Below are 18993 nucleotides of genomic sequence, written 5' to 3'. Positions count from 1 at the left end.
GAGAGCATCGCGATTTCCTGCTGAACTGAGCCATCGGGGTAAGCGACTGGCAAGGCTACTGTTCTGCCAGTTTCTGAGATGCGTCCGTTGCCGGAGTGTGGCTGCGACGTATGACTCGAGGTAATCCAGGTGTGCTGAATTCAGCGCCCACAAGACATGCCCCCCAATTGGTTCCTGAAGCCACAAGGGGAGCTGAAAGTACGGGTCTGTGGGCTCATGCTGATCGTTAGGAATCTGCATGACGTTGTACGGCGATACGTATGACTTTGCGTAACCACACGAAAGACAGGTCACAGTGGGTTCAGTGGCAGATTTCCTGGCGACGCGCGCACATCGGCTACATCGAGGGCACACGACAAGGAAAGGCTCACCGAGGAAGGAAGAAATCGTCGCGCCTGGATCTTCGAAGCGTTTGGCTTCGGGCATGTCAGCATCGTACTGCCTAAATCAGGCGAGTTTGGCAGATACGCATGAATGCCGCATCCACCGTCAAAATCCGTGTTTAAGTAGTGCTAGAACACCAGTGCCTGCGCGTTCCCCCCCAGCCGGTCCCACAGCGTGAACGCGGCCCGCGCCCCAGGCCGGATGATGCCCTCATCGTCCCAGCCGGCCGCCAGCGCCGGACCGCGCGTATGCGCCCGCAGCACGTCCAGTTCCGTCAGCGCCTCACCGGGGGCCAGGCGCTCCCCTGCATCATCCACGCGGGTAACCGCCGCCGCGAAGTTCGCACGGTACTCAGGCGGCGCGACCGGCGCGTCACTCCCGAACGCCAGCACCGCCCCCGCATCCCGCAGCGACCGGAACGCGTAACTCAGGCTCTCCAGATGCGGCATCAGTGACCGGATCATCGGGCCGTCCGCCTGCAGGTGAATCGGCTGCACGCTCGCCGTCAGCCCCCGGAAGCGCGGCACGTCCTCCGCCCTCAGGTGCTGCGCATGCTCGATGCGCAGGCGAATCCCACGCGCCTGCGCCTGTGGCCGCAGGGCGTCGTACGCGTCCAGCACCTCCGTGTTCGCGCGGTCCCCGATGGCATGCGTGACCGGCGTGAGCCCCAGCTCAATCGCCGCGCGCCCCACCTCCCGGATCAACTCCGGCGGGTCCAGCGGAATACCCGTCCCGGAGCCATCCGCGAAACCCGGCGCATGCAGCCACGCCGTGCGGCTCCCCAACGCGCCGTCCGCGAAGAACTTCACCCCGCCCCACTGGAACAACCCGCCCGGCGTGCGCGCCAGCCCCAACGCCTGCGCCTGACCCAGCCGCTCGTGCGGCAGGCACGCCCACACCCTCAGCGGCAGCTCCCCCTGCTGCGCCAGCCGCTGCAACGCCCGCGGCGCGTCCGGCGCTTCAAACGCCATGGTGTGCGCACTCACGTACCCCCGCTCCGCCAGATCCTGCGCGCCCGCCCGGGCCGCCGTCAGGAACTCCGCCTCCGTCGGCGCCGGAATCGCCCGCGCCACCAGCGCCGACGCGTTCTCCAGCAGACACCCCAGCGGCCGCACCACCCGCCCCCCCTCCGGGTCCGGCGTGCCCTCATGCACCCCCGCCGCCCGAAGCGCCGCACTGTTCACCCACGCCATGTGCAGGTCCCGCGAGTACAGCATCACCGGATGGTGCGGACTCACCTCATCAAGCAGCGCCGCCGACGGGTATTCCCCCAACCCCAGCTCCGACAGCAGAAACCCCCCGCCCCGGATCCACGTTCCGGCCGGCGTGTTCAGCACCCGGTGCGCCACGCGCGCCTGCACCTCCGACACACTCCGCGCTCCATGCAACCCCACCTGCGAAAGCGAAAAGCCGTACGTCACCAGGTGAATGTGCGCCTCCGACAGCCCCGGCGTGAGCAGCACGTCCCGGTGATCCAGCACCCGCGCGCCCGGCGCCGCCCCCCGCACCGCCTCACGCGACCCGGCCATCAACACCCGCCCGCCCCCCACCAGAACCGCCTCCACCTCCGGCAGAGCGTCATCAAGCGTGAGGGTCCGGGCATGCACTACCGTCAGATCAGCGGTCATGCCCGCCAGCCTAGACCATCCCCTCCCGCCACCCAAGCGGGGGCGCAGCCCCAGCCGCACACCCCCACCCCGGAAGCGCCTGTTACACTCACCGTATGCCCCGCATTCTCGTGGTGGATGACGACGCCGCCATCCTCAAGCTTGTCAGCGTGATCCTCTCCCGCGCCGGGCACGAGGTGCGCACCAGCACCCACCCCGTCGAGGCCCTCGACCTCCTCAAGGTCTTCACGCCCGACCTCGTCATCAGCGACGTCGTCATGCCCTACATGACCGGCCTGGAATTCCTGGAGAAAGTCCGCTCACACGAACAGCTTTCCGCCATTCCATTCATGCTGCTCTCCAGCCACGCCGAACGCGGCGACGTCCGACGCGGCATGAACCTCGGCGCCGACGACTACCTCCCCAAACCCTTCACGCCGCAGGACCTCACCACCGCCATCGACGCCCGGCTGCGCCGCGCCGGCCTCACCCTGCAAGGCGAAAGCGGCATGCAGGCCAAAGGCCTCGGCACCGCACAGGTCGTGTGGAAAGGCACCGCCGTCACCTGGGTCAGCCGCAAAGCCCTGGAGTTGTTCTTCTACCTCCTCGAACACAAGGAAGTCACCAGCTGGGAAGCGGCCGAAGCCCTCTGGCCCGAAAAGGACGAGGCGCGCGCCAGCAGCCTCTTCCACACCACCCTGCACCGCCTGCGCCGCAGCCTCAGCAACGAATCCGTCGTCAGCACCAACCGCCGCTACGCCCTCGCCGGCGACATCAACCCCGAATACGACGTGCAACGCTTCGAACTGCTCGCCGCACAGGCCGAACACGGCAGCCTCGGCCTTGAAGAACTCCGCGAACTCGTCGCGCAGTACGGACACTTCCTCCCCGGCACCGACAGCCCCTGGGCCGACGACGTCCGCGCCCGCCTCGAACAGAAACAGCTCAACCTGCTCGGCATCGCTGCCCGCGCCGCCACCGCCGCCGGCCGCGACCGCGATGCCGCGCAATTCCACCAGCGCGCCCTCGCCATCGACCCCATGAGCGAAAACGACTGGCAGGGCCTCGCCAAAGCCCTCGACACCATCGGCGACCCCCGCGCCCGCCTCGCCGCCCAGCGAGAAGCCTGGTGGGCCGTCGACCTCGACTGACAACACGAACAGCAACAGGCCCGGCGCATCAACAGCCGGGCCTGCCTCATGTGCGCCACGCCACCCCCAGACCACCCGGTACGCTACCTGAACCGGAGGTCAAATGTTCGACACCAAAGAGCCCATCACCGGCATCGCACCGCAGCTAAAGGCCCCCACTTCTGTCTCAACCCCGCGCTCCTTAAAAAGCACCCAGCAGACTTGGGAACGCACCTTCCGCGGCAAGGCCAAAGGCGTTACTTTTCAATTACGGATCATCCGCAAACCCAATGGAGAGCTCAGTGCTCGCTACCAGGCGATACCCGGTAGAGGAAGAGGATGGCACCTCGAAGGACAACTTTTTAAGGACAACACTTTTGTACTTCGAGGTACAGAAAACAATGCCGAATTTCAAGGAAGAATAAGCCCTGACGGCACAATTCTGAAATCGCGTTTTATTAACAATACACATAAAGGAAAATTCGAAGTTGGTAACTTGCGTTTATCTGTTATCCCTGTTAGTACAGGGGAAATTATAGCTAAATCTTCGACATCCACTATTCGTAACGGAGATAAGGAGGAATCTGGTCATTTAAATCGAATTGATATACCTTTGAACCTAGCAAATGAAATCAATAATGTCAATTATACGCCAAAATCCTCGGAGAAGAAGGAAAGACATGAAGTTTACTTTCACATCGTAAACGCACTTCAAAAGCTTGGAGTACCTTACCCCGAATTAATTGCAGCGCAATGGGCAACTGAATCTTCATGGGGAAGATTACATTCAGGGAAAAATAATATTTTTGGCATCAAAGAATTTGATCCTGATAAACCTCGTACATTTGTAATGACCAAAGAGTGGGATCCAAAACAATCGAAGACAGTGGATAAGTCAGAGCCGTTTGCGGACTATAATGACTCTTTGGATGCGTTTATAGCACGAGCGAATTTCACATTTGATAATCCCAGGTATAGAAAAGCTGGCTACTTTGAATCTAAAACACTAAAAGAAGCAGCGTATGCTATAGATCGGGCAGGGTATGCAAATACAGGTCAACCAGGAAAATATGCCGAAAGCTTGATTGATATTATGAAGGGTTGTGGCGTGGATGTTGAGAAGCAAACATCGCTCATTAATAAAGAGACCGAGAAAAATGACAGCGATGATCAATCCAACAAAAATCGTACATCAAATGAAGGCTCACCAGACCAGCTCGACCGGCTAATCGGCTTGACTACTTATAAGAAAACATACAGCATCAGGGAAATAAACTTAGCCAGATCGATGATTGGGAAGATGACCAGCAAAAGAACACAGGGAGATCTTTTTGAGCTACTCCAAACGAAAGTACCCTACAGAAATCAGCGTAACAACAATTCTGTTGGCCTACAATCGGACCGGTGGACTTATAAGGGAAGAGATGGAAAACTCCATTGGGTAATTTATACTGGAAAGCCAATTGGAGATATAATGTGCAACCTCACGTCACTGACTATGGTACTTGAAACTTTGGGTATTCAGAATCCATCGGACGAGCAGTATGAGGATTTCTTAGAAAGAGTAAGACGTGAGAACAACCTTCCTCCTAGAACTACTCAAAGCGGCTGGGCGGGAATAGCACGGCAATTGAAAGCTCGAGAGACTAAGCATTTTTATAATTATAGAGGTGGTTATGACAAATGGTCTCAGGACCTACTACCGCGACTAAGAGAAGGACAAGGCATCATGATGAGTTTGAATGGTCATATTATCAGACTTCAGTCAGTGAATCAAAGCGGGATTACCGTCGATGACCCATATGGGCGCTTACCAAGTCTCCTTGCATACAATCCAAACCACGTAACCGCAAGCTATTCAGGTAATCTAAATTCTACAAAGAAAGAGGAGGGCGTCGGCGAAGATGTCGTCTTTCCCTGGACACAAGTTTCTAAATTTACTTTCTTATGGATTGCCGCCTTTGAAAGGAATTAAAATGAGCATACACGCAAATGCATTGGCATCTCTCGCGATTCTTTCAACCGCTTCAGCCTTGTCTCTCGAGAAGAGCTGGCAACTTGTGCCCATATCCGCCATTCCGGCGCTCCGTAATGATCCGGAGGTAAAAGCGTTGCGGAAACTATCAACCGCAGCCCGTGAAAAGCTGCTATTCACTCCGGGAAGTTTGGTAGATCGGAAGAACCAGTACGCGAACATGCGTCTGGGTGAGGGCAGCTTTCTGGAGTTCACAGTATGGAGTGGAAAAGACGGTGGGGGCGCAATAGGCTTGAACCGGTACCGAGGAGATGAGGATGTGCAAGCTCTTTATCTGTTTGATACAAAATTCAAGCTAAAGGAAGTCAGCGGTCTGCTGCGCGTATCTCCAGCGGAGGCGGCAGCATTCTATCGAAAGGTGACGGGCGTGATTCCAACGGGATCAGTGCGGACAGTGGTGAACCTGCCACGGTTCGGGACAAGCATCATCATCTCTTTAAAGCCAGACGATAATCGCCTGCTGGCGAAATGCACGGTTCTAGCGACGAACGATTACTCGTGCGGGGATCGACTTGATGTGTTGAAGCTAATGTGGACAGGCTCGGGGTTTTCGCGGGTGCCGCTGCGATAAGCCAATCCCGCAGCTCCGAACGTGTCACTTCGTGCGCCCATCCAGACCCTCATATGCGTGGGTCTGGATGGGCGCGCTAGACTTTCTTTTATGACGGTTTCGCTGACGACGGCGCAGATTCGGGAGAAGTACCTACAGTTTTTCGAGAGCAAGGGGCACCTGCGGCTGCCGAGTTACAGCACGGTCGCGCCGGACCCGACGACGCTGTTCACGGTGGCGGGGATGCAGCCGTTCAAGGAGCAGTTCATGGGCGCACCCGCCGTGTTCGACGGCGTGGCTAACAAGCGCGTGACGACGGCGCAGAAGTGCCTGCGTATCGGGGATATCGAGAACGTGGGGCGCACGCTGCGGCACTGTTCGCTGCTGGAGATGCTAGGGAACTTCAGTTTCGGGGATTACTTCAAGCTGGAGGCCCTGACCTGGGCGTGGGAGTTCCTCACGTCACCGGAGTGGCTGGGCCTGGACTGGTCGCGGCTGTACGTCACCATCTACAAGGATGACGAGGAGGCGTTCCGCATCTGGACAGAAGTGAATGGTCTTCCGGCCGATCACATCCTGCGGTTTGATGCGGACGAGAACTTTTGGCCGGCGAATGCGCCGCTGGAAGGGCCGAACGGGCCGTGCGGGCCGTGCAGTGAGATCTTCTATGACCGTGGGCCGAAGTACGGTGATGACACGTGGGCGGAGTATGCCGAGACGCGTGAGAGTGCCCGCTTCCTGGAAATCTGGAACTGTGTATTCCCTCAGTTTGACCGTCAGGACCTGGCGGCGGATGGAACGCCAGTGCTGAAGGACCTGCCGTTCAAGAACATTGATACGGGGATGGGGCTGGAGCGCATTGCCACGGTTGTTCAGGATGTGTACGACTTTTACAGCAATGATGTGTTCGCGCCGATCGTGGCGCGCATCGCGGAGCTGAGCGGTAAGCCGTACGAGGGGCCGCAGAGCGTGTCGCACCGTGTGGTGGCCGAGCATCTGCGTTCGGTGAGCATGGTGCTGGCTGATGGCACGGCGTTCAGCAATACGGGGCGCGGGTACGTGGTGCGGAAGATTCTGCGCCGGGCGTCCCGGCATGCGTACCTGCTGGGGCTGCGGGAGCCTGCGCTGTATGCCCTGGTGCCGCTGGTGGTGCAGAGCATGGGTGAGGCGTATCCGGAACTGAAGGAGCATCAGGCGAAGGTTGAGGCGGCAGTCCGGGGTGAGGAGGAGCGGTTCCTGAAGACGCTGGAGGGCGGCATTCAGCGGCTGGGGGGCCTGCTGTCCGGCATGGAGCGCGGCGCCGTGCTGTCGGGTCAGGATGCGTTCGTGCTGTATGACACGTACGGGTTTCCGGTGGACCTGACCATGGAAATTGCGGAGGAGTACGGCATCACGGTGGATGAGGCCGGGTACGCGGAGAGCCTGGAGAACGCGCAGGAGATCGCGCGGGCGGGTAGCAAGTACGGGAAGAGCGAACTGTTCGGCGGGAATCAGGAGGCGCTGGAGGGCCTGCCGCGTACGGCGTTCGTCGGGTACGACGACCTGAGTGCTGAGGGTGAGGTGGTGGCGCTTGTTGGTGTGGGGGAGCGTCTGGCGCACCTGCCGGCGGGGTCGGAGGCGACGGTGGTGCTGTCGCGGACGCCGTTCTACGCGGAGGGGGGCGGTGAGGTGGGCGACACGGGCCGCCTGGAGTGGGAGGGCGGCGCGGGCGTGGTGCGTGATACGCGCAAGACCCCGCAGGGCGTGTTCCTGCATGACGTGCTGGTCGAGGAGGGTGAGCTGCGTGAGGGCGTGACGGTGCGGGGCGTAGTGTCGGGCGACCGGCGCGCCATCGAACGGCATCACACGGCGACGCACCTGCTGCACGCGGCGTTGCGGGCGGTGCTGGGGAGTGGCGTGGCGCAGAAGGGTTCGCTGGTGGCTGCGGACCGGTTGCGTTTTGACTTCTCGCACGCGGCGGCGCTGACTGCTGAGGAGGTTGCGGCGGTGGAGACCCTCGTGAGCCGGTGGGTGAGTGCGAACTTCCCGGTGACGTGGCAGGAAATGCCGATCGCGGAGGCGAAGGCGGCGGGCGCGACGGCGCTGTTCGGTGAGAAGTACGGCGAGACGGTTCGTGTGGTGAAGGTGGGCGGCAGCGTGGAGTACGCCGGGGAGCCGGTGAGCAGCATGGAGCTATGCGGCGGAGCGCATGTGCGGCGCACGGGGGACATTGGCGCGTTCGTGATTCTCGGGGATGAGAACGTGGCCGCCGGGGTGCGCCGGGTTGAGGCGCTGGCGGGTGACGCCGCGACCGCGTGGGTGCGTGAGCGGCTGAATGCCGCCGCGAGGGTGGCCGGCCTGCTGAACACCAGTGTGGATGGTCTGGAGGCCCGCGTGGGTGGGCTGCAGGCGCAGCTGAAAGCGGCAGAGAAGGACGTGGTGGCCGTGAAGCGGCAGCTGGCTGAGGCCCAGATGGGCGGCGGGGGCGGCGCGGCGCAGACCCGCGACCTGGGGGGGTTCAAGGTTGCGGCGCTGAAACTCGCGGGGCTGGAAGGCAACGAGTTGCGCGGGGCGGCAGACAAACTCCTGGATCAGAGTGGCGCGGACCTCGTGGTGGTTGCGGGTGAGAAGGGGCTGGTCGTGAAGGCCACGAAGGACGCGGTGGGGCGCGGCGCGCATGCCGGGCAGCTGATCGGGAAGCTGGCAGCGGCGGGCGGCGGGAAGGGCGGTGGCCGCCCGGATATGGCGCAGGCAGGGGTCACTGATGCGGATGCGGCGCTGGGTGCGCTGGACAGCGCGTTCTGACCGCAGGGGAAGAGGGGCGCAAGCGTGTTGCTTGCGCCCCTCTTCCCCTGCGAAGTTGCTGTTCTGCCGTTCCGGGGTGGGGTTGTGGCGGCCCGCTCCAGGCGCCCTGGCACTTCCTGCCTGGGGCGGGGCGGTTGGTCCGTTCTACCGGAGCTGCTCGAGGATGGTGGGGTCCTGAATCTGCCGGTCCTGGGCGAGGAGCAGCACCTTGCTGATGACCTCGGCGGTGCGGGGGTCCGGGTCGGCGAACGGCAGGAAGATGCGGCCCTGCGCCTGGTTGTGCACGGGGATGATGCACAGCGCTCCGCCGGGCTGGCGGTGCACGGCGCCGCTGCCGAGATGCACGGTGTAGCGGGCGTGGTGTCCGTCAATGAGTGCGTGGCCGTGTTGCACGCGGACGTTCCCGAGGTTCAGGAGGCGCTGCGTTTCCCGCAGCAGGGCGCCGCGCATCTCCACGGTGCTCTGGGTGGCTTCGGGGTCGACGCCGCCGACGTGAGCGACGGAGATGATCAGGTCGAGGTCGCGCAGGGTTTCGCTCAGGAGGCGTGGGGGAACTTCGCTGAGGGGCAGGGCCTCGGTGGCGTCACGGCGGATGAAGTACGCGGCGTTCACGGGGGTGCCCTCAACTTCGTTGGGCGTGCCGTACCCGAGGCTGGTGTCCAGCCAGACGTTGATGCCTTCGGCGTGCCAGGTTTTGCGGACGCCTTCTTCCGGGACGGTGATCCAGCCGCGGGTTTTGAGGAGTGCGGCGGCCTTGCCAGGCTGAACGTGGTGGCCGGCGTGGCGGGTGAGGCGTCGGGCGCCGTGTTCGGCAGGGGTGAGGGGGTAGTACTCGCGGAACACCTGTTTGAACGGCTGGGTGGTGGCGCGGTCCATCACCTGCGTCTGGAAGGTGGTCCATTGACCGCTGGTGTACAGGTCGTGGGGATGAGCGAGGCGCAGGGCGTGTTCACCGATGGGGTGCGGCCCGGCTGGGGTGTCGAGGGTGTCGCCCTGCCACCAGCCGAGGTGCGTTTCGTTCAGGACCCACACGAGGCTGCGCAGCATGGGGGCAATGACGGGGTGTGCGGCGAGGTCGCGCAGTTCCTGGCCCTGCAGGTGGTCGCCGCGGATCATGGTGTCTTCCAGCGCGGCGCGCATGCGTTTGCGGGTGGCGTTCAGTTCGGTCACGGCGCCCTGCATGGCGGTGACATCCGGCCGTTTCTTCAGGGCGGTGGGCAGGGTTTTGAGGGGTTTTCCGCCACGCTGAACGGCCAGGCTGGCTTCGCCCTGCCCGGTGAGGTGAATTCTCAGGGTGAGGTCGCCGTCGGTGACGGTCTGCGTCCAGTCTGGGGCGGTGCGGGCTTCCATGGCCCACATGAGTCGCTGCGGGTCGGCGTACCCGGCGCTGCGGGCGAGGTTCTGCAGGCCGATGTCGGCGGCGCGGCGTTCGCTGGCCTGCCGCTGCGCACCGAACTGCCGCGCCTGGCGGCGGAAGTCGCTGAGCAGACGGTAACGACGTTCGAGGTCCCGGGCGGCTTTGGTTCGGCCGCGGGCGAGGGGCAGCAGGCCCAGCGCGCGGACGGCGTCCTGGTTGCGTTTCTCACGGATGCGGGCGGTCAGCTCTTCTTCGGGCAGTTCGCCGAGGATCGCGCGGGCGTACGTTTCGGCGCGTTTGTGCCCGCCGCTGGAGGATGCGTACTTGGCGGCATTCAGCAGGGCGCTGAAGCGTGCGCCGCCCAGCACTTTGAATGTCTGGCGGAACCACGCGACGTCCACGGCACCTTCGGTGAGGTCGGTGGGGCTCAGGGGGGTGCGTTCGCCGATGTCGGCCTCCCAGGCCTGGCGGACGTCTTCGGGGACGCTCCAGTTGCTGTCCCGGGTGTGGGCGTGCAGCCAGTACACGGCGTCACGCAGGCCGCGCCAGCCCAGCGCGTCCGCCACCAGTGGCGCCCACTGCGGAGCGAACATGGCGAGGTCCAGCAGCCGGGCGTCCGGGAGGCCGAGTGCGGCGGCCTGCGCGCGGAACGTGTCGGGGGTGTCGGTGGGCTGCGGGAAAGCCACGCGGATCAGGTGGCTGAAGGTCACGTCCCGGCTTTCGTTGTTGCCCTGGTACCCGCGTTTAAGGGGGTTGCTGCCGAGGGCCGCGAGGAGGCGCAGGGGCAGGGCCGCGCCGTGAATGCTACGCAGGGCCAGGGCGGGCCGGGTGGCGGGGGTTTCGAGGTCGCCGCGCGTGACTTCGACGTCCAGCACGCGTTCCCGGACGGTCTGTACGGCCTGCTCCCAGTCGGGGTGGGTGGGGTCGTCTTCCTTGCGGGTGCGGCGCGTGGCGTGGCTCAGGTCTTGGAAGGCGTTGCTGGAGGAGTAACCGCGGCGTTCGTGCCGCTCGCCGATCAGCTGGTCGAGGAGGTCGTCGCGGGTTGCCCAGCCGTGCGTGTAGGCGTGCAGCAGCAGGGGCGTGTCCACGCGCTCGCGTGGAAGCTTCGGGAAGGCGCCGCCGCGGTACAGGCGCAGCTGCCACAGGCGGCGCTGCTGCGCGGCCGTCCAGGTGCGCCAGTTGCCGGCCGGAGCGAGCGGTGCCAGCAGGTCGCGGGGGTCCTCGTTCCGCCAGGGTCGCTGGGGGTTCACGTGCAGTTCGGCGGTGGTGGGCAGGTAGGTCAGTGCGGTTTCCCAGGCGTCCAGGGCGAGTTCAGTGTCGGTGGGGGTGGCGTGCGCCTCGTGCAGGGCGTCCACGATGACCTGTGCAAGGTCCGGGTGCTGCAGGCGCAGGGGGACCAGGGGCCCCAGGGTGCGGTGCAGGGTCTGGCGCAGCAGCGCCTGGCGGGTGTGGGCGGCGGTGCGTTCCGCGGCGGCGTCACCGCCGTCTGCGCCGAGTTCCTCGTCAAGTTCGGCGGCGGTGGTGTCGTTGCGGTTCACGAAGTGGGCCAGCGCCCAGCGCAGGCGGGTCAGGTCGCCGTCCTCCGGGTTGAGGCGGGTGTGCCACCAGTGCTCCCACAGGGTCCACAGGGGCATGGGTTCGCCGCTGCGCCCGGGCCGCAGCGCCCAGGGGCGCACGTTGCCGAGCAGCTGGGTGTCGGCGCCGTCCCATCCGGCGCCGGTGAGGGGCGTGTCACGGTGCGTGACGAGCAGGTCGTCCAGGGTCCGCAGCAGGGCTGCTCCGCGGGCCACCTCGGCCGGGTAGTCGCGCCCGCGCACCTGCGGCGCCTCCGGGCGGGTCAGGCGGGCCGGGTCGAACAGGCCCAGCCCGTCGCGCAGACTCAGCTGGCTGCCCGGGTCGGTCAGGCGGGTCAGCAGGGTGGCCTCGGTCACGTTCTTCGGCTGGAATCCGTCGGGGGCGGGGCTGCCGGCTTCCAGCAGGAGTTGCAGGCCCGCCTGGCGCTGCTCGGGATTCGTAGTGCCCAGCAGCGCCCGGGCACTCCGGGCGGCCTGGGCGGGGTCCGTGGCCAGCAGGCGGATCAGGCCGCGCCGCAGGTCCGGACTTTTGCGTTTCAGCAGGGTGTGCACGACGTTCACCTCGGCCGGGTCGGGCGTGAAGTGCGTCATGACCTGCACTGCTTCCTGTGAGACGCTGCTGTTGCGGTCCTGCAGGAGCGTGAGCAGCAGGCTGCGGGTGGGGGCGTCCAGGGGACGCGTCTGGGCGTGCGCCTGAAGCTGGCGCAGCAGCGCGGCCTTTCCGTAGACGCTCAGCCCGCCCAGGTGCGGCGTGAGGACGGTGAACGGCCGGTCGCCTCGCAGGGTGGGCAGCATGTCCAGCGCGTCGCTGCGGGCGGGGACGTGGCCCAGCCAGGGGAACAGCAGCGGGTCGTGCCGTTCGGTGCCGGGCAGGCGCAGGGCGTAGGCCTCGTACAGCTCGAAGCTGTAGGGGAATGGGGCGTCGCCTCTGCGGGTCACGGCACTGCCCGCCACGACTGCCAGACGCACGTCCGGGTCAAGCAGCAGCGTGTGGCGGTCGTCGTCGCTGAGCAGATCGGCGGCCGCGAGGTACTGCGCGGCGGCCATGCGCCGTTCGGCGTTCGGGTCAAGCAGCAGCGGCCGGGCGAGGTCAGCGGCCTGCACGGCGTCCCGCATGCCGAGCGTGAAGAGGGCCAGGTACGCGTCGGTGGCTTCTCCGGTCTGCGCGGCCTGCCGGGCCACGGCGCTGTCGTCCAGGAAGCTCAGGGCGCGCGTGAGGTGGGCCCGGACGGTTTTCAGGTCGGTCACGTCGTAACTCAGGCCGAACCAGACGCACGCGGCGCGCAGGGTGGCGGCAAAGCGCAGCAGGTCCTCGCGCAGGATCAGACCCAGCATGCGCGTGAAGGCGTCCACGCTCGCTTCATCCACGGTTTCCAGAATCACCTGCCGCAGACCTTCCTGACGCTGCGCGGCGAGCAGCAGCCCCTCGGCGAGGGTCCAGGCGTCCTCGCGGGTGCTGCTCAGCAGCGCGCACGGGACGTGGCGGCCCATGCGGGCCACCGGGTGCTGCGTGCCGGCCGTGGCCCGCAGGACCTCGAACACCTCCTCGTGCCCGTCGCTGATGGCCTGACCGAGCAGCAGGCCCAGACCCTGCGACTCCCAGGGGTTGAGCAGTCCGGCGTGCACGGCAAACCATTCGATGGGCTGCGGGTACTCGCGGGTGGCGTGCCAGGCCTGCCACAGCCATTCCTGCGCGCGCGCGGCGGCCAGCCGGTGTCCGGGCGCGCGGAAGGCGCGCCGGTCATAGCCCAGCGGGTACGGGTGGCGGGTCAGCAGGGCGTCGAGCGTCCGGGCGGCCAGCTGGGGGAAGTGCGGGAACAGTGCCTCGCACAGGGCAAGCCGCGCCGCGGCGTCACTGGTGTGCAGGGCCTCCGTGAGCGCGGTCTCTGCGCCGCTCAGGCCGGTGCTGCAGTGGCGGATCAGGGTGGCCCAGGGGCCGGGCAGCGTCTGGAGGCGGGTGTCGAACTGCGCCTTCCAGGGCTGCTGGAAGGCGCGCAGGGTATCCTGGACGTTCATGGTCAGCCTCCGGCCAGGGCGGTCAGGCGCAGCAGCAGCAGGGTGCTGTCGGGCCGCAGGGTGACGGGCGCGCTGAGGTCCCTGATCTGCCGGTCGTCGAGGAACACGTAGTACAGTCCGTCGCGGAAGGCGGTCAGGGCGGTGCGGGTGGCGTCGTCGGGGGTGACGGTCCCGGCGCGGTCCTGCGGGGCGACGCTCACGCGGCCGGTGAGGGCCGAATCGTGCAGTTCCTGTTCGGTCAGGACGCGCAGGACACCGGCGCTGTTCTGCCGGTCCTCGTACGCAGTGACCTCGTGGTGCACGAGGTGGGTCAGGAGGCTTTCCAGGGTGTGGGGGCCGTCAGGCAGGGGGACGGAGCGGCGCTCGAAGGGGGTGCGGCGACCCAGGAGTTTCGTTTCGACGATCATCAGGAACCTCAGCGTGGGAGGGCGTCGTGGGAATGGTGCGTTTTTCACCTTGCACTGTACCCTCTCAGCTTTGTTATGTAAAGAGCAGAATCTATCCCTGCTTTTTGCCCCCGCTGAACGTCCCCTCCTCTGCTCCTACTGCCCAGGCCGCAACGATCAGGGAACCACCAGGCGAACACAGTCCAGGATCACGCTCGGAACACGCGGACGGCCCTCCCGCCAGGCGACATTCCGGTGCTTCAGCAGACGGCTGCGGTACCCAGGGCCGTCCTCCAGGCGCCAGTACGCCCAGCGCCGGGTGCCGGCGCCCTCCCACCCCATCCCAGCGGCCGCCCCTGACAGCCCGCCCTGGTCAACACAGCCTCCAGCGGGCCACGCGTGTACACAACCTGATGATCCTGTGCCCGCCCCCGGCCGCCCACCGCCACGAGCGCCGGTCAGGCCGGGTCCGGGGGATGACCGCCCGGTCCCACGACGCGCACCGTGCCGCCGGGCTCCAGGGAACGGAACACCAGACAAGCTCCGGCCCCCCTGAGCGGCGTTCAGGTCTTCCCACACGTGCCCGCACAGAAACGCGCCGGTCGCCGAGGCACGCGGCAAAACGACTGCGGCCGAGCTTTATGCTGCCAGGGGCCGTGCAGCCAGCGCTGTTCTCCCGCACCGATGTTCAGGCGCCGCGCCGCCGGTTAGCGCCCCAGCGCCTCCCGCTGCGCGCGGGTCAGACCCCGGACGACCAGCGCGTGACTGCTGCTCAGGAGTTCCTGGATCAGCGGAGCAGGCACGCGCCCGTCAAGAGTCACCGTCACCCAGTGGCGTTTGTTCAGGTGGTACCCGGGCGCAATCGCCTCGTGTTCGGCCCGCAGGGCGTCACCCCGCTCGGGTGGAACTTTCACGGACAGCGTGACGGGATCACCCTGCACGTCGGTCAGGGCGTACATTCTGCCGGCCACCTTGAACACCAGGGTGGTCGCATCGAACGGAAAAGTTTCCTGCGAGTGAGGCAGCGCGGCGCAGGCGGCCCGGAGCTCAGCGATGGACTGCATCTGCCCAGCATAGGGCGCCTCAGCTTTCCGTGATGCCCTCGGCCGGGTCGAGCGCCTCGTTCGCTTCGGCGCGGCTGGCGTCCCCTCCACCGATCAGGTCCGTGACTTCCTGACCGCTCAGGTGGTCAGGGCTGGTCGCCGGGACGAGCGGGACGTTCGGCAGCTGCTCCGGCACAGCGCCCTGCCCGGTGGGGTCAGTGGGATTCACGCTCGGCGTCTCATCATCACGGGTCATCCCTCAGCGTGACGCCGTGGGGCACGGCGCCGCTGATGGTTCCCTCAAGGAACCGTGATGAACTGAGCCTCATGCGCTCTCTCCTCCTGCTGTTTCTTCCGGCGCTGCTGTCCGCCGCGCCGCCTCCGGCTGCGGCACCACAGGCCGTCCGTCTGGCGATTCTGGGGGACTTCAACGGCGCGTACGGCAGCGTCACGTACCCGGCGCCCCTGGCCCGCAGCGTGGCGCGCATCGTGAATGAGTGGCGGCCCGACGCGGTGCTCTCCCCGGGGGACCTGATTGCCGGGCAGAAGGCGTCCCTGGAAGACGCGCAGATGCGGGCCATGTGGGCGGCGTTCGACCGGCAGGTGCGCCAGCCACTGACCGCCGCAGGTCTTCCCTTTGCGTTCACACTGGGCAACCACGACGGCAGCCCGGACGTCCCCCGGGACCGGCGCGAAGCCGCCGCGTACTGGCAGGCGCACGTGCCGCCACTGGCGTACGTGGACCGCGCCCTGTTCCCGTTCCGCTACAGCTTCACCCTGGCGGGCGGGCAGGTGTTCGTGGCGTCGCTGGACGCGGCGGGTGCGGCCGTGGACGCCGCGCAACGCTCGTGGCTGGCCGCCCAGCTGGCCAGCCGCGCGGCCCGGCAGGCGCGGGTGCGCCTCGTGCTGGGGCACCTGCCTCTGGCCGGCGTGAGTGCCGACAAGAACCGGCCCGGCGAGGTGATCCGCGAGGCCGGCGCGCTGCAGCAGGTGATGCTGGCCGGAGAGGTCCTGGCGTACATCCACGGCCATCACGCTGCGTATTACCCGGGCCGGTTGGGGCCGCTGAATGTCCTGTCCGCCGGGGGGATCGGTGGGCGGGCGTACGTGGGACACCCCGGCACGGCGCGCAGCACGGTCACGCTGCTGACCGTGGACACCGGTCAGGGCCGCGCGACCCTGCTGACGGTGGACGCCGACACGGGCCGCCCGGTGCTTCCGCAGACGCTGCCAGCGCGCCTGGACGGTCTGGGCGGCCCACTGCTGCGCGTGACGGACTTCCGGTAGGGCCGCTCAGGCTTTGGGTGTGCCGGTCCCGGTGTCTGGCGGGTCGCCCAGCGACCAGAAGTCCAGGTCGTCCACGGCGCTGCCAAGTCCCTGAAGCTGCTGCAGGTCCTCCGCGGTGGCGGGTGGGGTGCTGCCCTGAAGGTCCTGCCCGATGGCCCGCGCCAGGACCTCCTCGGGGACGCTGGCCATCAGGCGGCTCAGTTCCTCAGGCGTCACGTCGGTCAGCACCTCGTTCAGCACCTCGTCCGGCAGGGGCTCCAGTGCCGCCGCGACGGGCAGCGTGACGGCCGCCGCAGTGGGCGGCACGAGGGCTGGTGGCGGCACGTCCCGCCGGACGTCTTCAGCACGGCGAGGACTGACCGGAGGCACCGGGCGGACCGGCGCGGCGGAGCGGGCGCGGCGGGACGCGGCGCGCCAGAGCAGGAATGCGGCGGCCAGCAGCACCAGTACGATCAGGAAGCCCACCATGCCTTCCAGCGTACCGCGCCGGACGTTACCGCGCCTTCAGGTGGTACAGCTCCAGGCCCAGGGCCGTACGGTCCCTGAAGCCCTTCCACGCGGCGCTGCCCTTGGGGTTATTCGCCACGGGCCCGGGCACGTTCAGGTAGGGTGCGGCGCTCTGGTCACCGTTCAGGGTGAGCTTCAGGAAAGCCGTCACGAAATGCTGGTTGATGTTGTTCAGCCGCGCGCTGTCCCAGACGGGGTCGGCGTAATGCTCGTACTCCGCGAAACTGCTGCTGGCCTCAGCCGGGGCAGGGTTCGGGGCGACGTTGTGCAGGGCGCGCTGGTACACCAGCAGGTACCGGTCGGCGTTCACGGCATGCTCGAACAGGGGTTTCACGCCGTCCTCAAAGCCGGAGACGTCATCATGGTCCCCGACCACGAACAGGGTCGGGACCTTCAGACCGGCGAGACCCGCGGCGTCCCAGAAGCCGTACTCAGCGCCGGGAATGCCGACGCTGCGCGCGGCGCTGGGACCACCCCACGGGGCGAAGGCCACCACGGCGCGGATCCGGGGGTCCGGCGTGAACGCGCCGGTCTGGCGCGCTTTCAGGGTGCCGCCCGGCAGAAGGCCCGCGACCGCCGGGGCGTACCCGGCGCCTGCAGCGTTCAGGACGCCGTACCCGCCCATCGAGTACCCGATCAGTGCGGTGCGGCTGGCATTCACGGCGCCGCTCAGGGGTGAGCCGCTGCCGGGCGCGCCCAGACGCGCGAGCTGATCGAGGGTGAAATTGATGTCCGGGGCGCGGTGGACCAGCGTGCTGCTGAACGGCCCGCGGTTGCCGTGCGTGCTGTCGGTATGGTCGATGGCGGCCACCACGTACCCTTTGCTGGCGAGGTTCTCCGTGAGGTACGACAGCAGGTAACGGCTGCCGGTGTACCCGTGCGAGACGATCAGGAGCGGGAATGCCTGACCGGCGACAGGGGCGGCGTCGCGCGTGGCGCGCCCCGGAATGTCGAAGGCCACGCCGGTGCCGAGCGTGTCGCGGTAGCGGACCTCCCCAGTGCCGCTGGGCCCACCGGTGGGGTACCAGACTTCCACAGTCAGGGGCCGGTCGGCGCGGGGCACCGGGCCGCTCTGAGGGGCGCGTGCGAGGTCCGGCTGGTCGGGGTGAACGAGCCTCAGGGTGCGGACGCCCACGGCGTACTGGCCGCGCGCGGCGAGCTCCGGAGCGTCGGGGCGCAGGTCGCCCGGCACGCCTGTCCGGGCGGGAGCGGTGGCTTGCGGCGCAGTGGTCTGGGCGGCACTCAGGCTGGGGGCGGTCATCAGGGCAAGGCTAAGGCACAGGGCAAGACGGTTCACAGGTGTGGCCTCCAGAGTCCGCTGACCGGACGCGTGGTCCCGCAGGGGAGTTCAGGACGTGCAGCGCAGCATACTGTGCGTGCTGGCGGTCAGGGCCGCATCATGGGTGCGCCCCCCGGCAGCAGGAGCCGGGGGGCGCACGGAGCAGCGGGCGTTACGCCTCGCTGTAGGTTTTCTCGATGGGCAGGCCCACGGCGTTGCCCCATTCGGTCCAGCTGCCGTCGTAGTTGCGCACGTTGGGGTAGCCCAGCAGTTCGCGCAGCACGAACCAGCTGTGGCTGCTGCGTTCGGCGATGCGGCAGTACGCGATGACGTCCTTGTCAGGCGTGACGCCTTCCCCTTCGTACAGGGCCTTGAGTTCGTCGGCGCTTTTGAAGGTGCCGTCCTCGTTGGTGGCTTTTGCCCAGGGGATCGAGCGGGCGCCGGGGATGTGCCCGCCGCGCAGCACGCCTTCCTGCGGGTAGTTGGGCATGTGGGTCACCTTGCCGCTGAACTCGTCGGGGCTGCGGACGTCCACCAGGGCGCCGGTACCGCCGCGGACGCTTTCCAGGTGGGCCCTGACTTCGTCGCGGAAGGCACGCAGGCTCTCGTCGCGGGTCAGGGCGGGGTAGCTGCCCGGCTCGATGCTGGGGGCGTCGGTGGTGGTGGGGCGACCCTCAGCGACCCATTTCTGGCGCCCACCGTTCATGAGTTTCAGGGGGTTCTTCACGCCGCTGTACGACAGGAACCAGTAGGCGTAGGCCGCCCACCAGTTGCTCTTGTCGCCGTACAGCACGATGGTGTCGTTCTCCTTGATGCCCAGTCGGCCCAGCAGGGCGCTGACTTCTTCCGGGGTGATGAAGTCGCGTTCCACGGGGTGCCAGAAGTCCTGCTGCCAGTCGACCTTCACGGCGCCCGGGGCGTGCCCGGTGTCGTAGAGGAGGATGTCTTCGTCCACTTCGATCAGGCGGATGCCGGGGGTGTTCAGGTTGTCCTGCACCCAGTCGGTGTTGACCAGTACGTCTTTCGCGTAGTCCATGGTGGTGCCTCCTGTGCT

At 66.4% G+C, this 18993-nt stretch carries 13 protein-coding genes; 5 read left to right on the top strand and 8 right to left on the bottom strand.

Annotated features, from left to right (window positions below; all coding sequences use genetic code 11):
- Positions 1-512 precede the first annotated feature (512 nt).
- A complete protein-coding gene (locus LAJ19_RS02210) occupies positions 513-2012 on the bottom strand; it encodes an amidohydrolase (RefSeq protein ID WP_225476701.1) in 1500 nt (499 codons plus the stop codon).
- 95 nt (positions 2013-2107) lie between these two features.
- Here LAJ19_RS02210 and LAJ19_RS02205 point away from each other — a divergent pair, with 95 nt between their 5' ends.
- The 4 genes from LAJ19_RS02205 (at position 2108) to alaS (ending at position 8490) form a co-directional block, all read left to right on the top strand.
- Positions 2108-3142 carry an AfsR/SARP family transcriptional regulator gene (locus LAJ19_RS02205; protein ID WP_225476700.1) on the top strand — a complete coding sequence of 345 codons (1035 nt, stop codon included), beginning with the start codon at positions 2108-2110 and terminating at the stop codon, positions 3140-3142.
- 103 nt (positions 3143-3245) lie between these two features.
- Positions 3246-5096 (top strand): glucosaminidase domain-containing protein, encoded by a 1851-nt coding sequence (locus tag LAJ19_RS02200; protein WP_225476699.1) that lies wholly within the window; start codon positions 3246-3248, stop codon positions 5094-5096.
- The gene (locus tag LAJ19_RS02195; protein WP_225476698.1) at positions 5083-5727 is read left to right on the top strand and encodes a hypothetical protein; all 645 of its coding nucleotides are present in this window, start codon (positions 5083-5085) and stop codon (positions 5725-5727) included. Before LAJ19_RS02200 ends, LAJ19_RS02195 begins: the two co-directional genes overlap by 14 nt.
- 90 nt (positions 5728-5817) lie before the next feature.
- A complete protein-coding gene (gene alaS / locus LAJ19_RS02190; protein WP_225476697.1) occupies positions 5818-8490 on the top strand; it encodes an alanine--tRNA ligase in 2673 nt (890 codons plus the stop codon).
- Positions 8491-8634: 144 nt separating this feature from the next.
- Here the strand turns inward: alaS and LAJ19_RS02185 are convergent, their stop codons facing one another.
- The 4 genes from LAJ19_RS02185 to LAJ19_RS02170 form a co-directional block, all read right to left on the bottom strand.
- Entirely contained in the window at positions 8635-13437 is a 4803-nt protein-coding gene (locus tag LAJ19_RS02185) for a DUF4132 domain-containing protein (protein WP_225476696.1), read from the bottom strand.
- Between the two features lie 2 nt (positions 13438-13439).
- Positions 13440-13844, bottom strand: a complete 405-nt coding sequence (locus LAJ19_RS02180) for a hypothetical protein (protein ID WP_225476695.1) — start codon at positions 13842-13844, stop codon at positions 13440-13442.
- A 686-nt stretch (positions 13845-14530) separates the two neighbouring features.
- On the bottom strand, positions 14531-14887 hold the full coding sequence (locus LAJ19_RS02175; RefSeq protein ID WP_225476694.1) for an MmcQ/YjbR family DNA-binding protein: 357 nt from the start codon (positions 14885-14887) through the stop codon (positions 14531-14533).
- A 19-nt stretch (positions 14888-14906) separates the two neighbouring features.
- Entirely contained in the window at positions 14907-15122 is a 216-nt protein-coding gene (locus LAJ19_RS02170; protein ID WP_225476693.1) for a hypothetical protein, read from the bottom strand.
- A gap of 71 nt (positions 15123-15193) precedes the next feature.
- Between LAJ19_RS02170 and LAJ19_RS02165 the strand changes: the two genes are divergently transcribed.
- A complete protein-coding gene (locus LAJ19_RS02165; RefSeq protein ID WP_225476692.1) occupies positions 15194-16153 on the top strand; it encodes a metallophosphoesterase family protein in 960 nt (319 codons plus the stop codon).
- 6 nt (positions 16154-16159) lie between these two features.
- On the opposite strand, the gene LAJ19_RS02160 is transcribed toward LAJ19_RS02165, so the two are convergent.
- The 3 genes from LAJ19_RS02160 to LAJ19_RS02150 form a co-directional block, all read right to left on the bottom strand.
- Positions 16160-16621: a hypothetical protein gene (locus LAJ19_RS02160; protein WP_225476691.1), complete on the bottom strand. Its 462-nt coding sequence runs from the start codon at positions 16619-16621 to the stop codon at positions 16160-16162.
- A 25-nt stretch (positions 16622-16646) separates the two neighbouring features.
- Positions 16647-17921, bottom strand: a complete 1275-nt coding sequence (locus tag LAJ19_RS02155) for an alpha/beta hydrolase family protein (protein WP_225476690.1) — start codon at positions 17919-17921, stop codon at positions 16647-16649.
- A 190-nt stretch (positions 17922-18111) separates the two neighbouring features.
- Positions 18112-18975 carry a sulfurtransferase gene (locus LAJ19_RS02150; protein ID WP_225476689.1) on the bottom strand — a complete coding sequence of 288 codons (864 nt, stop codon included), beginning with the start codon at positions 18973-18975 and terminating at the stop codon, positions 18112-18114.
- Positions 18976-18993: the final 18 nt, after the last annotated feature.

This window comes from Deinococcus taeanensis (assembly GCF_020229735.1).
GTDB classification, from domain to species: Bacteria; Deinococcota; Deinococci; order Deinococcales; family Deinococcaceae; genus Deinococcus; species Deinococcus taeanensis.
The sequence above is the reverse complement of the archived record's forward strand: the minus strand, read 5'-3'. Positions and strand labels throughout refer to the sequence as shown.